At 70.8% G+C, this 16,736-nt stretch carries 14 protein-coding genes; 3 read left to right on the forward strand and 11 right to left on the reverse strand.

All coding sequences use genetic code 11. From position 1 onward, the window contains the following. Window positions 1–84 precede the first annotated feature (84 nt). From ACFY4A_RS11270 to ACFY4A_RS11310, 9 genes are all read right to left on the reverse strand, one after another. Window positions 85–1,125: a hypothetical protein gene (locus tag ACFY4A_RS11270; RefSeq protein ID WP_390829148.1), complete on the reverse strand. Its 1,041-nt coding sequence runs from the start codon at window positions 1,123–1,125 to the stop codon at window positions 85–87. Beyond that, the gene (locus tag ACFY4A_RS11275) at window positions 1,113–1,769 is read right to left on the reverse strand and encodes a hypothetical protein (protein WP_390829149.1); all 657 of its coding nucleotides are present in this window, start codon (window positions 1,767–1,769) and stop codon (window positions 1,113–1,115) included. Before ACFY4A_RS11275 ends, ACFY4A_RS11270 begins: the two co-directional genes overlap by 13 nt. 198 nt (window positions 1,770–1,967) lie before the next feature. Beyond that, window positions 1,968–2,870 carry a MauE/DoxX family redox-associated membrane protein gene (locus ACFY4A_RS11280; protein ID WP_390829150.1) on the reverse strand — a complete coding sequence of 301 codons (903 nt, stop codon included), beginning with the start codon at window positions 2,868–2,870 and terminating at the stop codon, window positions 1,968–1,970. A gap of 34 nt (window positions 2,871–2,904) precedes the next feature. Beyond that, a complete protein-coding gene (locus ACFY4A_RS11285) occupies window positions 2,905–3,522 on the reverse strand; it encodes a cell wall protein (protein ID WP_390829151.1) in 618 nt (205 codons plus the stop codon). Window positions 3,523–3,535: 13 nt separating this feature from the next. Then, entirely contained in the window at window positions 3,536–3,739 is a 204-nt protein-coding gene (locus tag ACFY4A_RS11290; protein WP_345033584.1) for an RlpA-like double-psi beta-barrel domain-containing protein, read from the reverse strand. 435 nt (window positions 3,740–4,174) lie between these two features. Then, a complete protein-coding gene (locus tag ACFY4A_RS11295) occupies window positions 4,175–5,674 on the reverse strand; it encodes an acyltransferase (protein WP_390829152.1) in 1,500 nt (499 codons plus the stop codon). Next, window positions 5,671–7,899 carry a glycosyltransferase gene (locus tag ACFY4A_RS11300; protein ID WP_390829153.1) on the reverse strand — a complete coding sequence of 743 codons (2,229 nt, stop codon included), beginning with the start codon at window positions 7,897–7,899 and terminating at the stop codon, window positions 5,671–5,673. The genes ACFY4A_RS11295 and ACFY4A_RS11300 overlap by 4 nt, the downstream gene beginning before the upstream one ends. Further along, window positions 7,899–8,828, reverse strand: coding sequence for a hypothetical protein (locus tag ACFY4A_RS11305; RefSeq protein ID WP_390829155.1), 930 nt, complete (start codon window positions 8,826–8,828; stop codon window positions 7,899–7,901). The genes ACFY4A_RS11300 and ACFY4A_RS11305 overlap by 1 nt, the downstream gene beginning before the upstream one ends. 655 nt (window positions 8,829–9,483) lie before the next feature. Next, on the reverse strand, window positions 9,484–10,485 hold the full coding sequence (locus tag ACFY4A_RS11310; RefSeq protein ID WP_390829156.1) for a LysR family transcriptional regulator: 1,002 nt from the start codon (window positions 10,483–10,485) through the stop codon (window positions 9,484–9,486). An 83-nt stretch (window positions 10,486–10,568) separates the two neighbouring features. On the opposite strand from ACFY4A_RS11310, the gene ACFY4A_RS11315 reads away from it, so the two are divergent. Next, complete coding sequence (locus tag ACFY4A_RS11315) at window positions 10,569–11,882, forward strand: MFS transporter (protein WP_390829157.1); 1,314 nt, start codon at window positions 10,569–10,571, stop codon at window positions 11,880–11,882. Here the strand turns inward: ACFY4A_RS11315 and ACFY4A_RS11320 are convergent. Both ACFY4A_RS11320 and ACFY4A_RS11325 read right to left on the reverse strand, forming a co-directional pair. Next, the gene (locus tag ACFY4A_RS11320; protein ID WP_390829158.1) at window positions 11,853–12,035 is read right to left on the reverse strand and encodes a DUF397 domain-containing protein; all 183 of its coding nucleotides are present in this window, start codon (window positions 12,033–12,035) and stop codon (window positions 11,853–11,855) included. The two genes, ACFY4A_RS11315 and ACFY4A_RS11320, sit on opposite strands and share 30 nt — an antisense overlap. Continuing rightward, the gene (locus tag ACFY4A_RS11325; RefSeq protein WP_390829159.1) at window positions 12,032–12,850 is read right to left on the reverse strand and encodes a helix-turn-helix domain-containing protein; all 819 of its coding nucleotides are present in this window, start codon (window positions 12,848–12,850) and stop codon (window positions 12,032–12,034) included. The genes ACFY4A_RS11320 and ACFY4A_RS11325 overlap by 4 nt, the downstream gene beginning before the upstream one ends. A gap of 137 nt (window positions 12,851–12,987) precedes the next feature. Here ACFY4A_RS11325 and ACFY4A_RS11330 point away from each other — a divergent pair, with 137 nt between their 5' ends. Next, entirely contained in the window at window positions 12,988–13,434 is a 447-nt protein-coding gene (locus tag ACFY4A_RS11330) for an ATP-binding protein (RefSeq protein ID WP_390829160.1), read from the forward strand. Between the two features lie 539 nt (window positions 13,435–13,973). Beyond that, complete coding sequence (locus ACFY4A_RS11335) at window positions 13,974–16,649, forward strand: hypothetical protein (RefSeq protein WP_390829161.1); 2,676 nt, start codon at window positions 13,974–13,976, stop codon at window positions 16,647–16,649. Window positions 16,650–16,736: the final 87 nt, after the last annotated feature.

Genomic DNA, 16,736 nt, shown 5'->3' on the forward strand with positions numbered 1-16,736 from the left:
CGCCCCACCTGCTCGAGTACGTTCCGAACCCGCCACCTGTTCACCGCGGCGCCCCCGTTTCGGTTGTCCGACTCCGACTCCGGCTCAGCGGTTGACGGCCTGGATCTCCTGGACCGTGACGTCCTGGGTGTCGCCGAAGGTTCCCTCGGGCAGATCGCCACTGGTACCGCCGGACCCCGTCCAGTGGATCTTCCAGGTGATGGTGGCCCTCAACCGGTACGAGCCGTCGCCGGACGACCGCAGGTACTTCACCCCGCAGGGCGGCGTCCGGTCGGCCTTCCCCTTGGCGTACGCCTCACCGATACGGTCGCCGTTGATCGCGCAGACCCCCGACGCGGGATAGGTCTCGGCGTCCGCCGTACCGGGATCGATCCTCAACGAGACCGGCTCGGCGGTGGTGGTCGCGGAAATCCCCAGCAGCGGCACCGAAGCGGTCACGGAAACCGGCCTGAACCGCGCCCCGTCCAGCCACGCCCAGGTCGGCAGATTCACCTTCGTCGCCCCCGCCGGGGCAAGCGTCACCTCGGTACCGGGGACACGGATCTCGTTGTAGGCGAGTTCGGCGAGGACCCGGGGAGTGATGGCCTGCGGTGTGTCCGCCGGAGGTGGGGCGCCCTTGTCCACCCAGAAGATGGGCTTGTCACAGTCCAGCGCGCCGGGGTCGCCCGCACGGCCGGGGGTGACGTACGAGTCCCACCAGTAGCCCTCGCCGTCCTTGTCCTTGTTGAAGTCCTTGTACGGGTGCCCGTTGACGTAGCGGTCACGCTGCTGAGCGTCCCACTCGTACCCCGTCGACTCCGCCTCCCAGATCGGCTCCAGATACGCCTTGAGCTGGTCCGGGCTGTACTTGGGCGCGTAGTAACAGGCGGGCGGGGTCCAGGCCGTGGCAGAAGCCACGGGCCCGGCCGACCGCCCCGCGCCGTTCTTGGACCGGTCGAAGACGACGGCACCGGCGGTGGCGGAGATGGTGCCCTTGTCGTCGGCGCCGCCCGATGCGGTGGTGTCACTCCCGCCGTTGGTGCTGCCGCCGTGGCCGTAGCCCGCCCATGCCTGTGTCGGGCAGAGCAACAGCGCGGCTGTGGCGGAGACGGCGCCTGCGCGTCGCAGGTTGCTCAGGGCTGACATACGGAGCTCCCCCGCTGCGACATCAGCTTCTCAGTGACCCAGATGCCTTGCTTGTTGACCCGCAGTCGGCTGTTGTAGAGGACGTAGTTGTCCTTCGACTGCGGGGTCACCTCCGTCTTTCCGGTTTTCAGGCTCTTGTTGTACGCCTTGTTCTGGTCCTCGCAGTAGACGAGGCTCGCCGTTCCATCATCGTTGACCTGGACCTTTGCGCCGTAGTACCGCTTGGCGCCGGTGATCCGGTCCTTGTAGTCCACGAACTCCTGGATGAACTTCTGGCTTCCCGCCGCTGCCTCGCCCTCTGAGTAGAAGCGATACCCCTTGTCGAGCGGCTTCTGATCAGCGATCGCCATGTCCACAGCCTTGATGAACTGCTGGCTGTCGTAGAGGACGGCGTCCTTGGTCTTGTCCCCCGTCTTGGGCCACTCGAAGGTGTAGGTGAGATCCGACGGCAACTCGATCTCCGGTCGCGCCACCGCCGTCGCGGACGGAGTTGGGGAAGCCGCTGTCTCCGTACCCGTATCCGCGCCCGCGATCTTGTCGTTGGCCTTCGAGTCGCCGTCGCCCCCGCCGCAACCGGCGAGGAGCAGTGCTGCCGCCGTGCCGGCGACGACTGTGGTGAGCAGACGGGTTGGACGGCGGATCACAGCAGGCTCCTGGTGGGGCAGGTGGGAACGGCGAAACAGCCGACACGCTACCGAGATCACCCGCGCCCACACCAGCGCGAGGCCCCACCGCCACACCCGTACATGAGACGTACGCGAACGGAGCCCGCACCTCCGCTCACGGTTCACCGCCCCTGCGAGAGCGGGTGCAGGGGCGGTGAGCCGCGTGGGACTGGTTCGTCAGCCGAGTGTTGGCAGAGCCCTGCGGGGTGGGACCGCGTTCAGTAGGTCCTCCGCCACCGGCTCCCCCGTGTCCGCGTCGATGAAGCTGACGCGGACCACGGGGTCACCGGTGGTGTCGCGGCTGGCGGTGGCGTCCAGGGCGAAGACCACGGACACCGGCCGCGCGTTCTCCCGCGTCCCGTACACACCCGAGTACAGGAGGATCCGCCAGCCGTCCTCCTCCCAGTGATCCAGCAGACCCGACCGGACCACCGGGAAGGCGGTCTGCCAGGCGAGGGAGTTCTCCAGCAGTTCGACACTGGCGGGGACCGGCACACGGTCCCCCGGCTCCCTGCCGAAGAGCGGATGCCCGAAGACACGCAGCCTCAGCCGCCGCAGCGGCAGCAGCCACCACCGGTCGAGGTCGACCGACAGCGCCACCAGGACGGCCCCGGCGACGGCCAGGAACACGAGCGAGCCACCGGGCCGTTCGGTGAGCGTGGACCACCAGGCGCCGTGCGCCACCGCCGCCGTCGCCCCGCCCACGAGCACCAGCGCGGCCCGCGCGAACGCGCGCCAGGTGATCGGGGTGTCCTCGTTCGCCGTACAGCCGCAGGAGGACTCCGGTGCCAGCGCCCGGCCGTAGCCGAGATAGCCGAGGAACCCGACCCCGAGGACGGCGGTGGCCGCGCCCGGCACCGGGTTCGCCGGTACGGCCAGCAGCCCCGCCGCGAGCAGGAGTTCCACGGCGCCGGTGCCGCGCAGCACCAGCGCCGCCCGCTCGCTGCTGCGCAGCATGCGGGCCAGCGCCGTCTTCGGTGCCCGGCGCACGGTGTCCCGGTCGAAGAGCTTGACCGAGCCGGTCCACCCCAGCAGACCCGCAAGGACCAGCGGTACGAGGCCCGTTGTCAGTGAGAGCATCCTTCCCTCCCCTTCTCCTCCTCGGATCCGGCCGTCAGTGCCCGACGGAGATGCGGACGACGTCCACCGAGTTGTCGGACGGCCGCCAGGCCCCGAGCACCTGGGCGCTCTGTCCGATGCGCAGCCGGGACAGGTCCGAGGTGAGCGCGCGGCCCGCGTAGGAGGCGTTCGTCGTGTCCGGACGGACGTGACCGACGATCTCGTGCTGCCCGTGGGAGAGGTGCAGCCGGTTCTTCGCGATGCCGCGGATCGTGGTGTCGAGGTTCACGATGTTCACCCACACCGCGTCGGCGGCGACGGTGCCGTCCGGCATCGGAACGCCCCGCGCGTACAGCCCGTCCCCGATCTCGATCTCGGCGGCCGTGGTCGGCCGGACCTTCCAGACGCTGGTGACGTTGGTCATCTGGACCCGGGAGTGGTCGCCGTAGGATCCCGCGACCTCCAGGACACTGCCGGTGATGCCTGTGATCCGGCCCTCCACGAAGGCCGACTTGGGAATCGCCGGGTCGAGCGACGGCTCGGCGGCGAAGGCCGCGTCGGCGTCGAAGCCGCCGAGGGCGGACGCGCCGACGATGGTGGCACCGCTGAGGGCGGCCGTGGTGAGGAAGCGCCGGCGGCCCAGGCCGCCGTTGTCCTTCTGACGGTACGTCATGCCGAACTCCTCCTCACTCGTAGATGTAGACCGGCAGCTTGCCGGAGCTCAGGCTGCCGATGGCCGAGAAGGCGGCCGGGGTCAGGTCGAGGACGCGGTTGGTGCGGCAGGCGCCGTTGCAGCAGGTGGCCTCACCGCACCAGGACTTGGTACGCGGTCCGCAGTCGGTGATCGTGATGCAGACGGTGGCGCCGGAGCACTGGTGTCTGACGTTCATCACCGCACCGCAGCCGCGTCTGGGGATGTTCTCGCCGCACAGGTCGGGCCGGGTGATGTCCCAGCATGCCTGTGACGCGTTGGGCCAGGCGCCGTGGTTCTTGCTGGACTGGCAGTTGCCGCAGGCGCCTCCGCCTGCGCTGCCGCACGGACCCCACGCGGATCCGCAACAGAACCAACTCGTTTCACCAGCCCACAGGCTGGTCGATCCGCAAGCCATCGTGCCGTCTCCCTTTGTCGCCGAATGACGCGCGTGAATGAGCGTGCATGCCCGCTGTGACGCATGCATGACAATTTCAGTGCGAGGGTTGTGCGCACAAAGCACCCCCATGATGCGCCCGTCTACGCGCGTTGGCCAGAGCCCGGCAGAACTCCAACTCAGCGCACCACCAGAGGACTTCGGTGCCCCGCGCCCGATGGACGCGGGGCACCCGGCTCAATGGGCCCTGGCCGCCTGCTTCTTCTTCGCCCCGTTCGGCCACAGCCGGGGCTTGCGCTGCGCCGCCAGGTCCTCGATCCAGCCGACGGCGAGTATGGCCAGGCCGATCAGCGGCCAGACGAGCACGAACTGCCAGAAGAACCCCGTCGAGTCCAGCCACGAGGAAGCCGTGTCGCTCTGCATGAAGGGCAGGTCGTAGGCCAGGTCGAGGATCGGCACCGTCGCCATGATGAGCAGGTTGTGCCAGAGGTAGATCGTCACCGCTCGGTTGTTGGAGAGGGTGATGAGCTTGTCCCACTTGGCCAGCCGGCCCGGCAGCGTCTGCCACGACGGGGAGTACTGCAACAGGATCACCACGATGCCGAACGACCAGGTCGCCTGCGCGAGCGGGATGTTGTTCAGGTCCCAGCCCTCGGAACCGAGGTGGCCGGACGCCCACCACAGGCCGAACGCCATCAACGCGGCCGCGCCGGACACCGCCGCGTAGCGCGGGATCTGCTTCAGCATGCCGTTGTTGTGGGCAAAGCCGAGCACCCAGCAGCTGCCGTACACGGCGAAGTCCTGGACCGCGTTGCCGGTCTCGCCGGGGATGGTGACCAGCCCGGTGCCGACCACGGCGGTGAGCGCCAGCGGGAACAACAGGGTCACCCACGGCACCCGGCGGAACGCCCACAGCAGCAGCGGGGAGGCGAGCACGAACCACAGGTAGGCCCGCAGATACCACAGCGGGCCCGCCGCCTGGTCCGCCCAGCTGCTCTCCAGCAGCCCGGACTCGGAGCCGATGTCCCAGGGGTACGGCGGGGCGCCGATCGGCACCAGGTAGTTGAACACGCTGACCGGGCCCCAGAAGGCACCCCCGCCGTCCGGGTCCTTCGCCGGACTCCAGCCCTGCACGAACAGGATGCCGAGCACCAGCGCGCTGAACACCCACAGCGGGGGCAGCAGCCTGCGCACCCTGCCCTTGATCACGGACAGGGCGGGACGGTTGAGCGAGCGCGCCATGAGCGAGCCCGCCAGCGCGAACATCACGCCCATGGACGGGAAGAGGACCGACAGCCAGGCCCAGCCGAAGAGGTGGTACACCACCACACGCACCAGGGCGATGGAGCGCAGCAGGTCCAGATAGCGGTCACGGCCGGGGCCCGCCGGCTTCTTCTCCGCGCCGGCCGTGTCCGGCCCGCCGGTCGTGTCGGTCGCGCCGGTGGTGTCCGCCGGGGCCGCTCCGTTCACGGCGTCCGCCGTCTTCTGGGCGGGGATCCTCACCTCGCCCGCGCCGTCGTACGGCCACCCGGCCGTGGTCCCGGCCGGGTACCCGCCCGAGGTGCCGGCCGTCGTTCCCGTCGCGTCCCCGTACGGCCAGTTCCCCGGGGCCGGCGCCGAGCCGGCGGGTGCCGTGGAGCCGTGGACGGGGTCCGGTCCCGGCCGGGAGCCCGGGGGCGTCCCCGGTATGCCCGGCGGCGGTGTGCCGTCCGCCGTCCCGTACTCGTGTGCCGTCATCCGACGGGCCTCCGTTCACTGCCGTTGCCCGCCGCCCGCTGTTGCGGGATCGAACCCGGCGCCTCCACCACGCCGGTACGCCGCAGTTTCTGCCAGCGCAGCCGACCGCCGGTGAGCGCCGTCATCCAGGACCGGAGCAGGACGACGTACATCAGTTGCCGATAGAGGATCTGCTGGAGCGGCAGCGAGACGAGGTGACTCATCCGCTCGCGGTCCAGCCGGAAGGCGTACGCGGCGCAGAAGGCCTGCACCGCCAGTACGCCGAGCCAGGCGCCGACGGTCTTCTGCGTGGGGCCGAACACGAGCCCGTACAGCAGGAAGACGTCGATCAGCGGGGCCAGCAGCGGGGCCACCACCATGAACAGGGAGACGAACGGCAGTCCGACGCGGCCGAAGCGGCCCGAGGGGCCCCGCTCCACAACGGCCCGACGGTGCTTCCAGATCGCCTGCATGGTGCCGTACGACCAGCGGTAGCGCTGGGACCACAGCTGCTGCACGGACTCCGGGGCCTCGGTCCAGGCGCGGGCGTTCTCCGCGTACACCACCCGCCAGCCGTCGCGGTGCAGTGCCATGGTGACGTCGGTGTCCTCGGCGAGCGTGTCCTCGCTCATGCCGCCGACCCGCTCCAGCGCACCGCGCCGGAAGGCGCCGACGGCTCCGGGGATGGTCGGCATGCAGCCGAGGATGTCGTACATCCGGCGGTCGAGGTTGAAGCCCATCACGTACTCGATGTGCTGCCAGGCCCCGATGAGCGAGTCCTTGTTGCCGACCTTGGCGTTGCCGGCGACCGCGCCGACCCTCGGGTCGGCGAAGGGCTGCACCAGCTCGCGGACGGTGGACGGCTCGAACACGGTGTCGCCGTCCATCATCACGATGATGTCGTGACGGGCGTTGGCCAGGCCCCGGTTGAGGGCGGCAGGTTTGCCCGCGTTGAGCTGCCGGACGACCCGCACGCCCGGCAGGTTCAGGTTCTCGACGATGCGCGCGGTGCCGTCGTTGGAGCCGTCGTCGATGACGAGCACCTCGATCGGGTGGTCGCTCGCGACGAGTGAACGCACCGTGTTCTCGATGCACTTGGCTTCGTTGTACGCCGGGACGAGGACCGACACCGGCTGTGTGATCGGCGCGTCCGGGCCCCAGCGGAAGTTCTTCTTGCGCACCCGTCGGGCGTGCGCCCCGGAGAGCAGCAACATCAGGCCGAAGCGGACCAGGACGAGGGAGCCGATGACGGCGAGGCCGACGACCAGCACGCCGGTGAGTTCGTCCGAGGCCTGGACCAGGAAGATCCAGGCCCGGCCCTTCCACAGCTCGACGCCGGTGACGGGGGTGTGCGCGCTGGGTGCGCCGAGGGCCTCGGTGAGGTTCTGGAACTTGTAGCCCTTGGCCTGGAGGTCGGGCAGGAACCTGTCGAGCGCCTCGACGGTCTGGTGCCGGTCACCACCGGAGTCGTGCATCAGGACGATGGCGCCGTCGCCGTGCTTCGGGGTGGCCCTGCGGATGATCTCGTCGACACCCGGCTTCTGCCAGTCCTCACTGTCGGTGTTGTTGAGGACCGTGAGGTAGCCGCGGGAGCCGATGTACTCGACGACCGGCCAGGACGCGTTGTCCATCGCGTCGGCGAAGGACGAGTACGGCGGCCGGAACAGCGACGTGCGGATGCCGGCGGCGCCCTCCAGGGCCATCTGGTTCTGGGACAGCTGCCAGTCGATGCCGCCGGGGGACTTGTAGGACAGGTCGGGGTGGTTGAAGGTGTGCAGCCCGATCTCGTGTCCCTCGCGCACGATGCGCTTGACCAGGTCCGGGTACTGCGAGGCCATGGTGCCGGTGATGAAGAACACCGCGTGCGCGTCGTGCTTCTTGAGCACGTCGAGCACCTTGGGGGTCCACGTGGGGTCGGGACCGTCGTCGAAGGTGAGGACGAGCCGGTGCCTGGGCACGCTCAGGCTGGCGGTCTTGCCGCTGCGGGTGTCGAGGACCGGGCCGCCCTCGAGGATCTCCTCCGGCACCTTGTCGATGGCGGCCTCGGGCCTGATGCGGTAGTCGGCGAGGATCTCGCTGTGCACATAGCCGCGCAGCATCAGCATCGCGGTCATGGCGAGCAGCAGCATGACGGGGAGCACCCAGCGCATGGGCAGCCTGCGGCGTCGCAGATTGACGTGTGCCGGGGCACGCTGGGATCGCCCGTCGCCTCTGGTGGAGCGGCGACGGTTGGAACGGGAGGCCATCAGAGGACGTTCTCCGGAGAGTGGTCGGGTGTGACGCCGGGCCGGTCGGCGGCCGGGCCGGTGGTGGCGACGGGGTTCGCCGTGGCGGCTCCCCCGGCATTGGTGGTGACGCCACTGCCGCCGGAGTTGCCGGGCGGCGACGGGTCCGGGCCCTGGCCGGGTTCGCTCACGGCCGGGTCGGGCGACGGGTTGGTGCCCGGGGAGGAGCCGTTGCCCCCGGTGGCGGGCGGCACGCTGCGGTCCGGGGTGGCCTTCTTCGTGCTGGTCACGGAGGGAGCGGGGTGGCTCGACGCTGCGGGCGTCCCGCCGGGCGCGGCCGGGGCTCCCGGTATGGCGGTGGATCCCGCGGGCGGGGTCACGCCGGCGCTCGGGACGGTGGGGGCGGAGGGGTCGGTGGTGGCCTCGGGCAGGCCGCTGGTGTCCGCGGACGGGCTGGTGCCCGACTGCCGCGGGGACTCCCTGACCTTGCCCGCCGGCTGCTCGTCGGAGGCCGGGTCCCGGACCGGCACCCACGGGGCGGCCGCGTTGCCGGACATCAGGGTGACGACGATGACGACCGCGTAGACCGCGCAGGCGAGGCCGATGACCATGCCGAGCCGGCGGAAGCGCCGACTGCGGCGGCCGGACTCGTCGACGAAGACGGGCCGGTCGGCCTCCTTGCCGGCGGGGCCGGCCGACCCGAGGGTGCCACCCGGCCGCAGGCTCACGGCGTCGAGCTGCACGGTGACCTCGTGCGGGTCGTGGGTCTCCCACGGGTCCTCGACCTGCACCCGCAGCGGACCGGTACCGGCCTGGCCGGTGCCCGCGGGGCCGCTATAGGCGGGGCCGAACGGATCCGTACCCGCGCCTGCCGGCGCCCCGGGTGCCGCGGCGTTCGCCACTCCGGGCAGCACCTGAGTCTCCGCCGCCGCCGCGGGTCCGGGGAGCATCTGCGTCTCAGCGGCGGCTGCCGATGCGGGCAACATCGCCGTCTCAGCGGCGGCTGCCGATGCGGGCAACATCTGCGTCTCAGCGGCGGCCGCCGGGTCGGCCGTCGTCCAGGAGTCCGCCATTGGCCCCGGCCCGGGCAGCACCCGCGTCTCCGCCGCGGCCGCCGGTTCGGCGGGGCGGCCCTTGTCGAACCAGGAGCCCGCCGCCGGACCCGGGCCCCGGCTCTCGCCGGCTCCCTGCGGGTGTCTTGGCGCACCGCCCGGACCGGACTTCGGCCAGGCCGCCGTCCGCCCGGTGGCCTCCGGCCACACGCCCCGGCCACCGGGTTCCGGCGCCGCTCCGGAGGGATGGCCTGATTCCGGTTCCGTGCCGAGGACATCACCGGATATGAGCGACTCACCCGGGTCCACGGCCCCGGCCGTCTCGCGGCCGCCTCCGGACAGGGGTCCGGATCCCCCCGGTTGGGCGTGATTTGGCCATTTGTCGACGCGCACGTGCTTCCCCCCCAGGGGCATGACTTCCAGGTGGGCTTACGAATCCGGGCCTACGTACTGTCGTCGGGACAGGACCCCCACCCGGCCCGAGCGCCCCCCTTATCACAGTGCACCCGGGTCCCCGAATGTATCGCATGTGGCCATGCCATGGAGATCGGACTCAGATGTGTGCACCCATCACGACCGCGTCCATGGCCGGAATCCATCCCTCCATGGGTCTGCGCAACCATCCCTCCTCGCACGCCAGTTCGGCGGCAGAACGCCTGAGCGCCTCCAATCCTGAATGAACCAGCCCTTTTCGCCACACCAGCGACACCGGCGACAGCGGAACGGGTTCCACAAGAGGCCGCAGAACCGTCTGGGGCATCGCCGGAAAGTCGACCACGGCGAGGATCGGGTTCCGGTGCTTGGCCATGATCCGCCGGAACTCGGCCACGCCGACCGCGAGCGGAGCGGGCGGTGCGATGCCGATGCCGCGCCCCTCGAACAGGTCGCGCGCGAGGTCGGTCCACTCCAGCGTGCGGGGATTGCCCGCGCCCGCGTACACGGTCTCCCCCGCCAGGGCGTCGAGCGGCACCTTCTCCAGGTGTGCGAGCCGGTGCCCCTCGGGCAGGATGACGGCCATCCTTTCGAACCGGACGGGCTGGTGCAGCAGTCCCTGCCGGACCACGGGGTCGAGCCCGGCGAACCGTCCGAACGACGCGTCGAGCCGGCCGGCCAGGATCTCGGCGGCGGCACCGGTCAGGCCGCTCTCGAAGCGGGTCATCAGTTCCAGATGCGGGACACGGGACCGCGCCCGGTCCAGCACCCGCTCCCCGAACAGGCCCGGGCTGTTGACGTCGACGAGCAGCGGCCGCTCCGGTCCGCCCCGGCCGAAGGCGTCGAGCAGCGCGCGCTGGGCCTGAAGCACCCGGCGGGCGTACGGCAACAGCCGGGTGCCCTCGGCGGTCAGCGTGACCTGCCGGGTGGTCCGTACGAACAACACGGCGCCCAACTCCCGCTCCAGCCGTCGGATGTCCCGGCTGACGGCCTGCTGCGCGACGTACAGCCGCGCGGCGGCGCGCGTGAAGTGCATTTCCTCGGCGACGGCGACGAAGGCGCGCAGTAGGCGGGGGGCGATCCCCTCGGCGGAGAGGGACGGCGGTCCGGGTTCGGCAGGCACCGGCCGAACTTACAACGCGGGTGCGTCAATCGCACCCGATCAGGTGTTGGACCGCAGGTCAGCGCAGGGGTGACGGTGACGGCATGCCGAAAACCCCCGTCCCGGCCGCCACCTCGGCCGCCACCCAGGCCCCGGCCCCGGCCGCCACCTCGGCCGCCACCCAGGCCCCGGCCCCGGCCGCCGCGGAAGGCCACGCCTCCCTTCTCGCCCCCTACCGCCGCCTGTTCACCCTCCCCGGCACCCGCGCCTTCACCGCCGGGAACCTGATGGCCCGGCTGCCGATGGGCATGTTCGGTGTGAGCGCGGTCGTCATGATCGCCGGTGCGCGCGGCTCGTACGCGCTGGCCGGCGCCGTCACCGCAACCGGCCTCGCGGCGACCGCGGTGACCGCCCCCTGGATCGCCCGGCTGGTGGACCGGTACGGACAGGCCCGGATCGCCGTACCCGCCACCGTCTGCGCGGTCCTGGGCAGCCTGGCTCTCCTGCTGTGCGTGCGCTACGACGCTCCCGACTGGACCCTGTTCGCCGCGTACGCGGCCACCGCGACCACTCCCAACACCGGTGGGATGTCCCGCGCCCGCTGGGCACACCTGCTGCGGTCCGCCCCCGAGGCCCTGCACACCGCGAACTCCTTCGAACAGGCCGCGGACGAGCTGTGCTTCATGCTCGGCCCGGTCCTCGCGGCCTTCCTCTGCGGGACGTTCTTCCCGGAGGCGGGCACGCTGGCCGGTGCCGTACTGCTGCTCACCGGCATCCTCCTGTTCGCCGCCCAGCGCTCGACCGAGCCGCCGCCGAGGCCCCGCACTCCCGCGCGGGCGCCTCTGCGCGCCCCCGGTATGCCGGCCCAACTCGCCGTGTGCCTCGCCATGGGCGCGGTGTTCGGCGCGCTGGAGGTCGTCACCGTGGCGTTCGCGGACTCGCAGGGGCACCGGTCGGTGGCGGGCGTGGCGCTCGGCCTCCAGGCGGCCGGCTCGTGCGTGGCCGGGCTGGTGTACGGGGTGCTGCGGCCGGCGGGGCCGGCCGGGAGGCGACTGCCGTGGTGCGTGGCGGCGATGACGGCGCTCATGACACTGCCGCTGCTGGCCGCCCTGACCGGCTCCCTGCTCGCGCTCTGCGGCGCGCTCCTCGTCGCCGGTACGGCGACGGCGCCCACCATGGTCACGAACATGACCCTGGTCCAGCAGCGTTCCCCCGAGAGCCGGCTCAACGAGGGCATGACCCTCGCGGTGACCGGCCTGCTCGGCGGGATCGCCTGCGGCAGCGCGACCGGCGGCTGGATGGTCGAACACGTGTCGGCGACGTCGGGTTACGCGGTCCCGGTGACGGCGGCGGCGGTCGCGCTGCTGATCTCGCTCGCTGGCGCGAGCTCAGTGGGCGGCGTACGCCAGAAAGGCTGACCAGGCGTCGACGTCCACCGCGAAGCGCGGGCCGTCGACGCCGAGCTTGGAGTCACGGACGTGGATGGTGTGGGGGGAGGTGGCGACTTCGACGCAGGCGCCGCCTGAGGAATCGCTGTAGCTGGACTTGAACCAAGACAGCTGCTCGCTCATAGCTCCTCCGCCAACTTCTCGATGAACCGGGCAGACTCGTCGACGCTAAGCGCCTGCGAGCGGATCATGCCATAGCGTTGTGCGAGTGCGCTGATCTTGGCTCCGTCCGCGTACAGCGCCCCTGTCTCCTGCCCTTCCACATGTGCGTACACGTCATGCTCGGCAGTCTCCACAAGAATGAGGGCTCCACTGAGCGCCACGGTAGGGGCCAGCGCGAATGGCAGTACCTGGAGCGTCAGATTGCGTAGGCCGCCAACTTCCAGCAGGTGCTCAAGCTGCCTTCGCATCACGGCCCTGTCACCGATCACCGCCTTCAAAGCGGCCTCATGCATGACGAAGGTGAAGTGCGCCAGCGGCTTGCTGACCAACTTCTCCTGCCGCTTGAGCCGGGCAGCTACGCGTTCCTCCACGGTCTCCTCGTCCAGCGGAGGGCAGTCGTTGCCGATCAACTGCCGTGCGTACTCCTCAGCCTGCAAGAGACCGGGAATCAACAACGGTTCGTACCACTGCACTGTGATGGCCTCGGCCTCCAACGACACGTACTGCTGCGTGCGCTGCGGAAACGGCTCGGGTTTCAGGAACTCATGCGCAGCCACCAACTTGCCTCGTGCCCGGCAGAGTTGATCGGCGGCCTGCAACAACCTGAGGGTCGGCCGACGCCGCCCGCACTCCATCGACTTGACGTACTCGTAGTCGTAGCCGGCCTCGTCGGCCAGGGCCTGCCGGGTGACCTGGGCCTCCTCCCGCCACAACTTGATCTGCCCACCGCAGTAACGCCAGTTCTGCTGCGCCTGCTGGGAGTCCCCCGTTGCCACGCGCCCTCACCCGCCTCCCGCCGCCGCACCGTGTACAGCCACGCCGCGTACCCGACCCGCTACTTCCGAGGCTAGGCACAGGCCAGCAGCATTTTCCCGCCGAACGACGGAGAATCACACGCAAGGAACCAGCCCGTATGCCGATGCCGCACCGCTCACCGACCGCACTCCCCCAGGACATCGAGTTCCGCTTCCCCCGCGACGCGCGCAGCGTGGGCCGGGCCCGGGTGCTCCTGCTCGAACAGGCGACGTCGTGGAAGCTGCCCGACGGGGTGACGGAGACGGCGGTGCTCCTGCTCAGCGAGCTGATGACGAACGCCTACCGCCACGCGAAGGCCCCGGGCCGGGAGATCCGGGCGCGCTGCGTACTGAGCGACGAGGGCCGCCTGCGCATCTCGGTCGCGGACGCCAACGACACGCTGCCCACGCCCCGAGAGGCGTCACCGGAGGACGAGTCGGGCCGAGGCCTGGCACTGGTGGAGACGCTGGCGGACGACTGGGGTACGGAACACCGCCCGGCCGGCATCGGCAAGACGGTGTGGTTCGAGCTCGAGCTGGGCCCGCAAGCACAGGCAGAGATGTGATGTCGGTGCTGCCGGTCCCGTGGGCAGCGGAAAGCCCACCCGAAGGAACCCGGCGCGACCACGCGACCCGGCCAAGGGCACGAGCTCGTCCCACGCCCCGAACGAACCCCTGAAGCCGTCCGCGTCGCCCTGGCCCGCGTCGCTCCGCACCGGCCCGGCTGAGCGAGATGACGAATGGGATCCGTCTCCTTCACCTCGCCGAGGATCAGCCCGCGGGCTTCACTGTGCCCGGGACGGCCGAGCCGATCGCAGGTCGAGCGAGCCGAGGAACTGCTCCCGGTCGCCCCTCTCACCCACCTTCCACTTGACCGCGTATCGGCCGACGCGAACGCCGCCGTCGGCGTGATCAGGCCGAGTCCGCCGATGCCACCCGGCATCGCGCGCCGGTGATCCCCTTCTCGGCGGTCGTCTCAGGTTCCTCCCAGGGTGTATCGAGCCCAAGGACTAGCCAGGCCAATCATCGGATGTTCCAATGGGCGCCCGAGCTCGACGTCACTGGACTGCACCAAGCAAGGCGACGAGGCGCTAGGAGACATCCAATGTCTGTGCGGAAGTGGTCGAGGAAGCTCACACCGATCCTGGCGGCCGTGTTACTGGTGCCGGCGCTGGTGTTGACCGGTGCCCCCGCAGCGCAGGCGGCGGCCGCGCAGCTCGTCGCCGCGCCGGACGGGCAGGGCTCCGACTGCACGCGCGAGGCCCCGTGCGACCTGGCCGGGGCGCAGCTCAAGGCACGCGAGCTGGTCGGCTCGGGATCGGCCGTCACGGTCACGCTCCTCGCCGGTCGCTACGACCTGTCGCAGACCCTGCGCTTCAGCGCGCGGGATTCCGGGACCCCGGAACACCCGGTGGTCTGGCGCGCGGCGGATCCGGACGCCGTCGTGATCTCGGGCGGCACGAGCCTGACGGGCTGGACGCAGTACGACGCCGCACGCGGGATCTGGGTCGCGGACGTCCCCGTCGGGAGCCGCTCCCGTCAGCTGTACGTCGACGGGGCGTGGGCACCGGTCGCTCAGGCGACCGCGCGCGAGCTCGGCTTCCCCACCTCGTGGTCGGGCACCTCCACGGGCTACCGCGTCACCGACGCCACGTCGCGCCGATGGCTCGACGCGCTCCGGCCCGAGGAGGTCGGGCAGGTCGAGTTCGTCTACACCGGAAAGACCGGGCCGTGGACCCAGTCGCGGTGCCCGCTCAGCTCCGTGACGGCGGGCGAGTCCGCCACCACGGTCACCATGCTCAAGACCTGCTGGGACGGGATGACGAAGCGACCGCCGCGTGCCCCGATCGAGAGCGGCGGCCTGCCCAACATGAGCACCTCGACGGTGCCGACGTACGTCGCCAACCACTACTCGCTCCTGTCGGCCGGCGAGTGGTACCTCGACTCCGCCGCGGGCCGGCTCTACTACGCGCCGCAGCCGGGCGTCGACATCCATGACCTCGACATCACATTGCCCCGCCTCGAGCGGCTGGTCACGGTGAGCGGGACGCTCGCCGAGCCCGTGCACGACCTGTCGTTCGAGGGGCTGCAGTTCTCCTACGCCACGTGGCTCGGCCCCTCGGTGACGGGGTTCGCCGAGGTGCAGTCCAACCTGCACATCACCGGTGCGCCGAACCAGGGCAAGTGCACCGTCACGGTCCCGGCCGGCACCTGCCCGTACGGCGCGCTCAGCCAGCCGCTCGGCAACGTCGACGTCACCGCGAGCCGGAATGTCCGGTTCGTCGGCAACACCTTCCGAGCACTCGGCGGTGCCGGCCTGAGCGTGCGCTACGGCGCGCACGGAACCGTGATCGAGGGCAACCACATCACCGACACCTCCGGCACGGGCCTCTTCCTCGGTTGCACCTACGACCCGCAGCCGTGGGACCCCAGCACCCACGACGGCATCAAGCAGAACTGCACCCCCGATCCCGCAGCCGTGGCGGGCGACCGGATCGGCCGTGACGAGGCGGTGTCCGACACGCTGGTCGCCAACAACGTCGTGCATGCGGTGGGACGGGACTACAAGGCGGCGCCCGGCATCACGGTTCTGTTCGGCCGGGATCTGCGCATGGTGCACAACCAGGTCTACGACACGCCCTACACGGGCATCACCGCGGGGGTCGTCCAGGGACACGCGACCGACGCGGACAACCCCTCGAACAACCCGAACGTCAACGCCCGCAACGAGATCAGCGACAACCTGATCCACGACTACATGCAGGAGCTGCGCGACGGCGGAGCGATCTACGTCGAAGGACACCAGGCCGAGTACGTCCACGCCGCCGACGGCACGCTGGACGTCGAGGCGACCCGGGCGAACGGGTTCGTCGCGTCCGGCAACGTCGCGTTCAACGACCGGCCCGACACCAACTACACCTACTACGACGACGCCGGTTCCCAGTTCATCACCTGGGACGCCAACGTAGCCTTCAGGACCGCCGGCGCCTCGCAGGGCGGCTGCTCCCCCGCCGGATACCTCTGGACGATCGACAACTACTTCGCCCAGCGCGTCGGCCGTTACGCCTGCTCGCCGCCGGCGCTCGCCGTCACCGCCGAGAACAACACCGCGATCCCCGCGTCGCCCACGCTCGACGACGTCCCCGAGGCCATCCTCGCCGGGGCCGGGCTGGAGCCGGCCTACTCGACGCTCTCCAAGGTCGGGCCGCGGGTCCTGCGCTACCAGTCACCGCGCCTGGCGGACGGAACCGTGCTCCTCGCTGCGACCGGGCTGCGGGACCAGACGAAGATCTACGCCGGCCGCACCGAGCTGGACAGGCGCCGGATCGGCAGCACGTTCGTCGAGGTCGTCGTCCCGGACAGCCTGGCCTCGCAGCCGATCTCGGTAGGCGTGCCCGCCCACCCCCAGCAGACGACACGGGTCAACGAGACGGACCCGAGCGTGACGAGCTCCGGCTGGTCACGCTCGGCCTCCCGCGGGCTCGGCGACTTCCAGGACGACCTGCTCTTCACCAGGACGGACGGCGCCACCGTGAGCTTCGCCTTCACGGGCAACCGGGTGCGGATCCACGGGGAGAAGAACAGCGACCAGGCCGCCGTCGCCATCGCCATCGACGACCAGGATCCGGTGACCGTGGACACCGCGTCGCCCACGCGTGTGGCCGACGCCGTCGTCTACGAGTCGCCGCGGCTCGGCGACGGCCCGCACACCGTCACCATCACCAAGCTGAGCGGCACGTACGCCACATTCGACGGATACGAGTACGTGTACCGCTGGTAGCCGGCGTGTCCCCGCTGGGCAACGGGCCGGACTTCTCGCACGGCTCGCTCATAGCGAGGGCCAGGGAGGCACCTCGAGACGAAGCGC

This window comes from Streptomyces sp. NPDC001292 (genome assembly GCF_042896465.1).
In the GTDB taxonomy this organism is placed as follows: Bacteria; Actinomycetota; Actinomycetes; order Streptomycetales; family Streptomycetaceae; genus Streptomyces.

Bases quoted from the DNA above. Each gene is read 5' to 3' on its own strand.
- ACFY4A_RS11330 (WP_390829160.1), top strand. From the start codon at position 12,988: ATGCCGATGCCGCACCGCTCACCGACCGCACTCCCCCAGGACATCGAG.
- ACFY4A_RS11335 (WP_390829161.1), top strand. From the start codon at position 13,974: ATGTCTGTGCGGAAGTGGTCGAGGAAGCTCACACCGATCCTGGCGGCC.
- ACFY4A_RS11290 (WP_345033584.1), bottom strand. From the start codon at position 3,739: ATGAACGTCAGACACCAGTGCTCCGGCGCCACCGTCTGCATCACGATC.
- ACFY4A_RS11280 (WP_390829150.1), bottom strand. From the start codon at position 2,870: ATGCTCTCACTGACAACGGGCCTCGTACCGCTGGTCCTTGCGGGTCTG.
- ACFY4A_RS11315 (WP_390829157.1), top strand. From the start codon at position 10,569: ATGCCGAAAACCCCCGTCCCGGCCGCCACCTCGGCCGCCACCCAGGCC.
- ACFY4A_RS11270 (WP_390829148.1), bottom strand. From the start codon at position 1,125: ATGTCAGCCCTGAGCAACCTGCGACGCGCAGGCGCCGTCTCCGCCACA.
- ACFY4A_RS11295 (WP_390829152.1), bottom strand. From the start codon at position 5,674: ATGACGGCACACGAGTACGGGACGGCGGACGGCACACCGCCGCCGGGC.
- ACFY4A_RS11305 (WP_390829155.1), bottom strand. From the start codon at position 8,828: ATGCTCCCCGGACCCGCGGCGGCGGCGGAGACTCAGGTGCTGCCCGGA.
- ACFY4A_RS11285 (WP_390829151.1), bottom strand. From the start codon at position 3,522: ATGACGTACCGTCAGAAGGACAACGGCGGCCTGGGCCGCCGGCGCTTC.
- ACFY4A_RS11320 (WP_390829158.1), bottom strand. From the start codon at position 12,035: ATGAGCGAGCAGCTGTCTTGGTTCAAGTCCAGCTACAGCGATTCCTCA.
- ACFY4A_RS11300 (WP_390829153.1), bottom strand. From the start codon at position 7,899: ATGGCCTCCCGTTCCAACCGTCGCCGCTCCACCAGAGGCGACGGGCGA.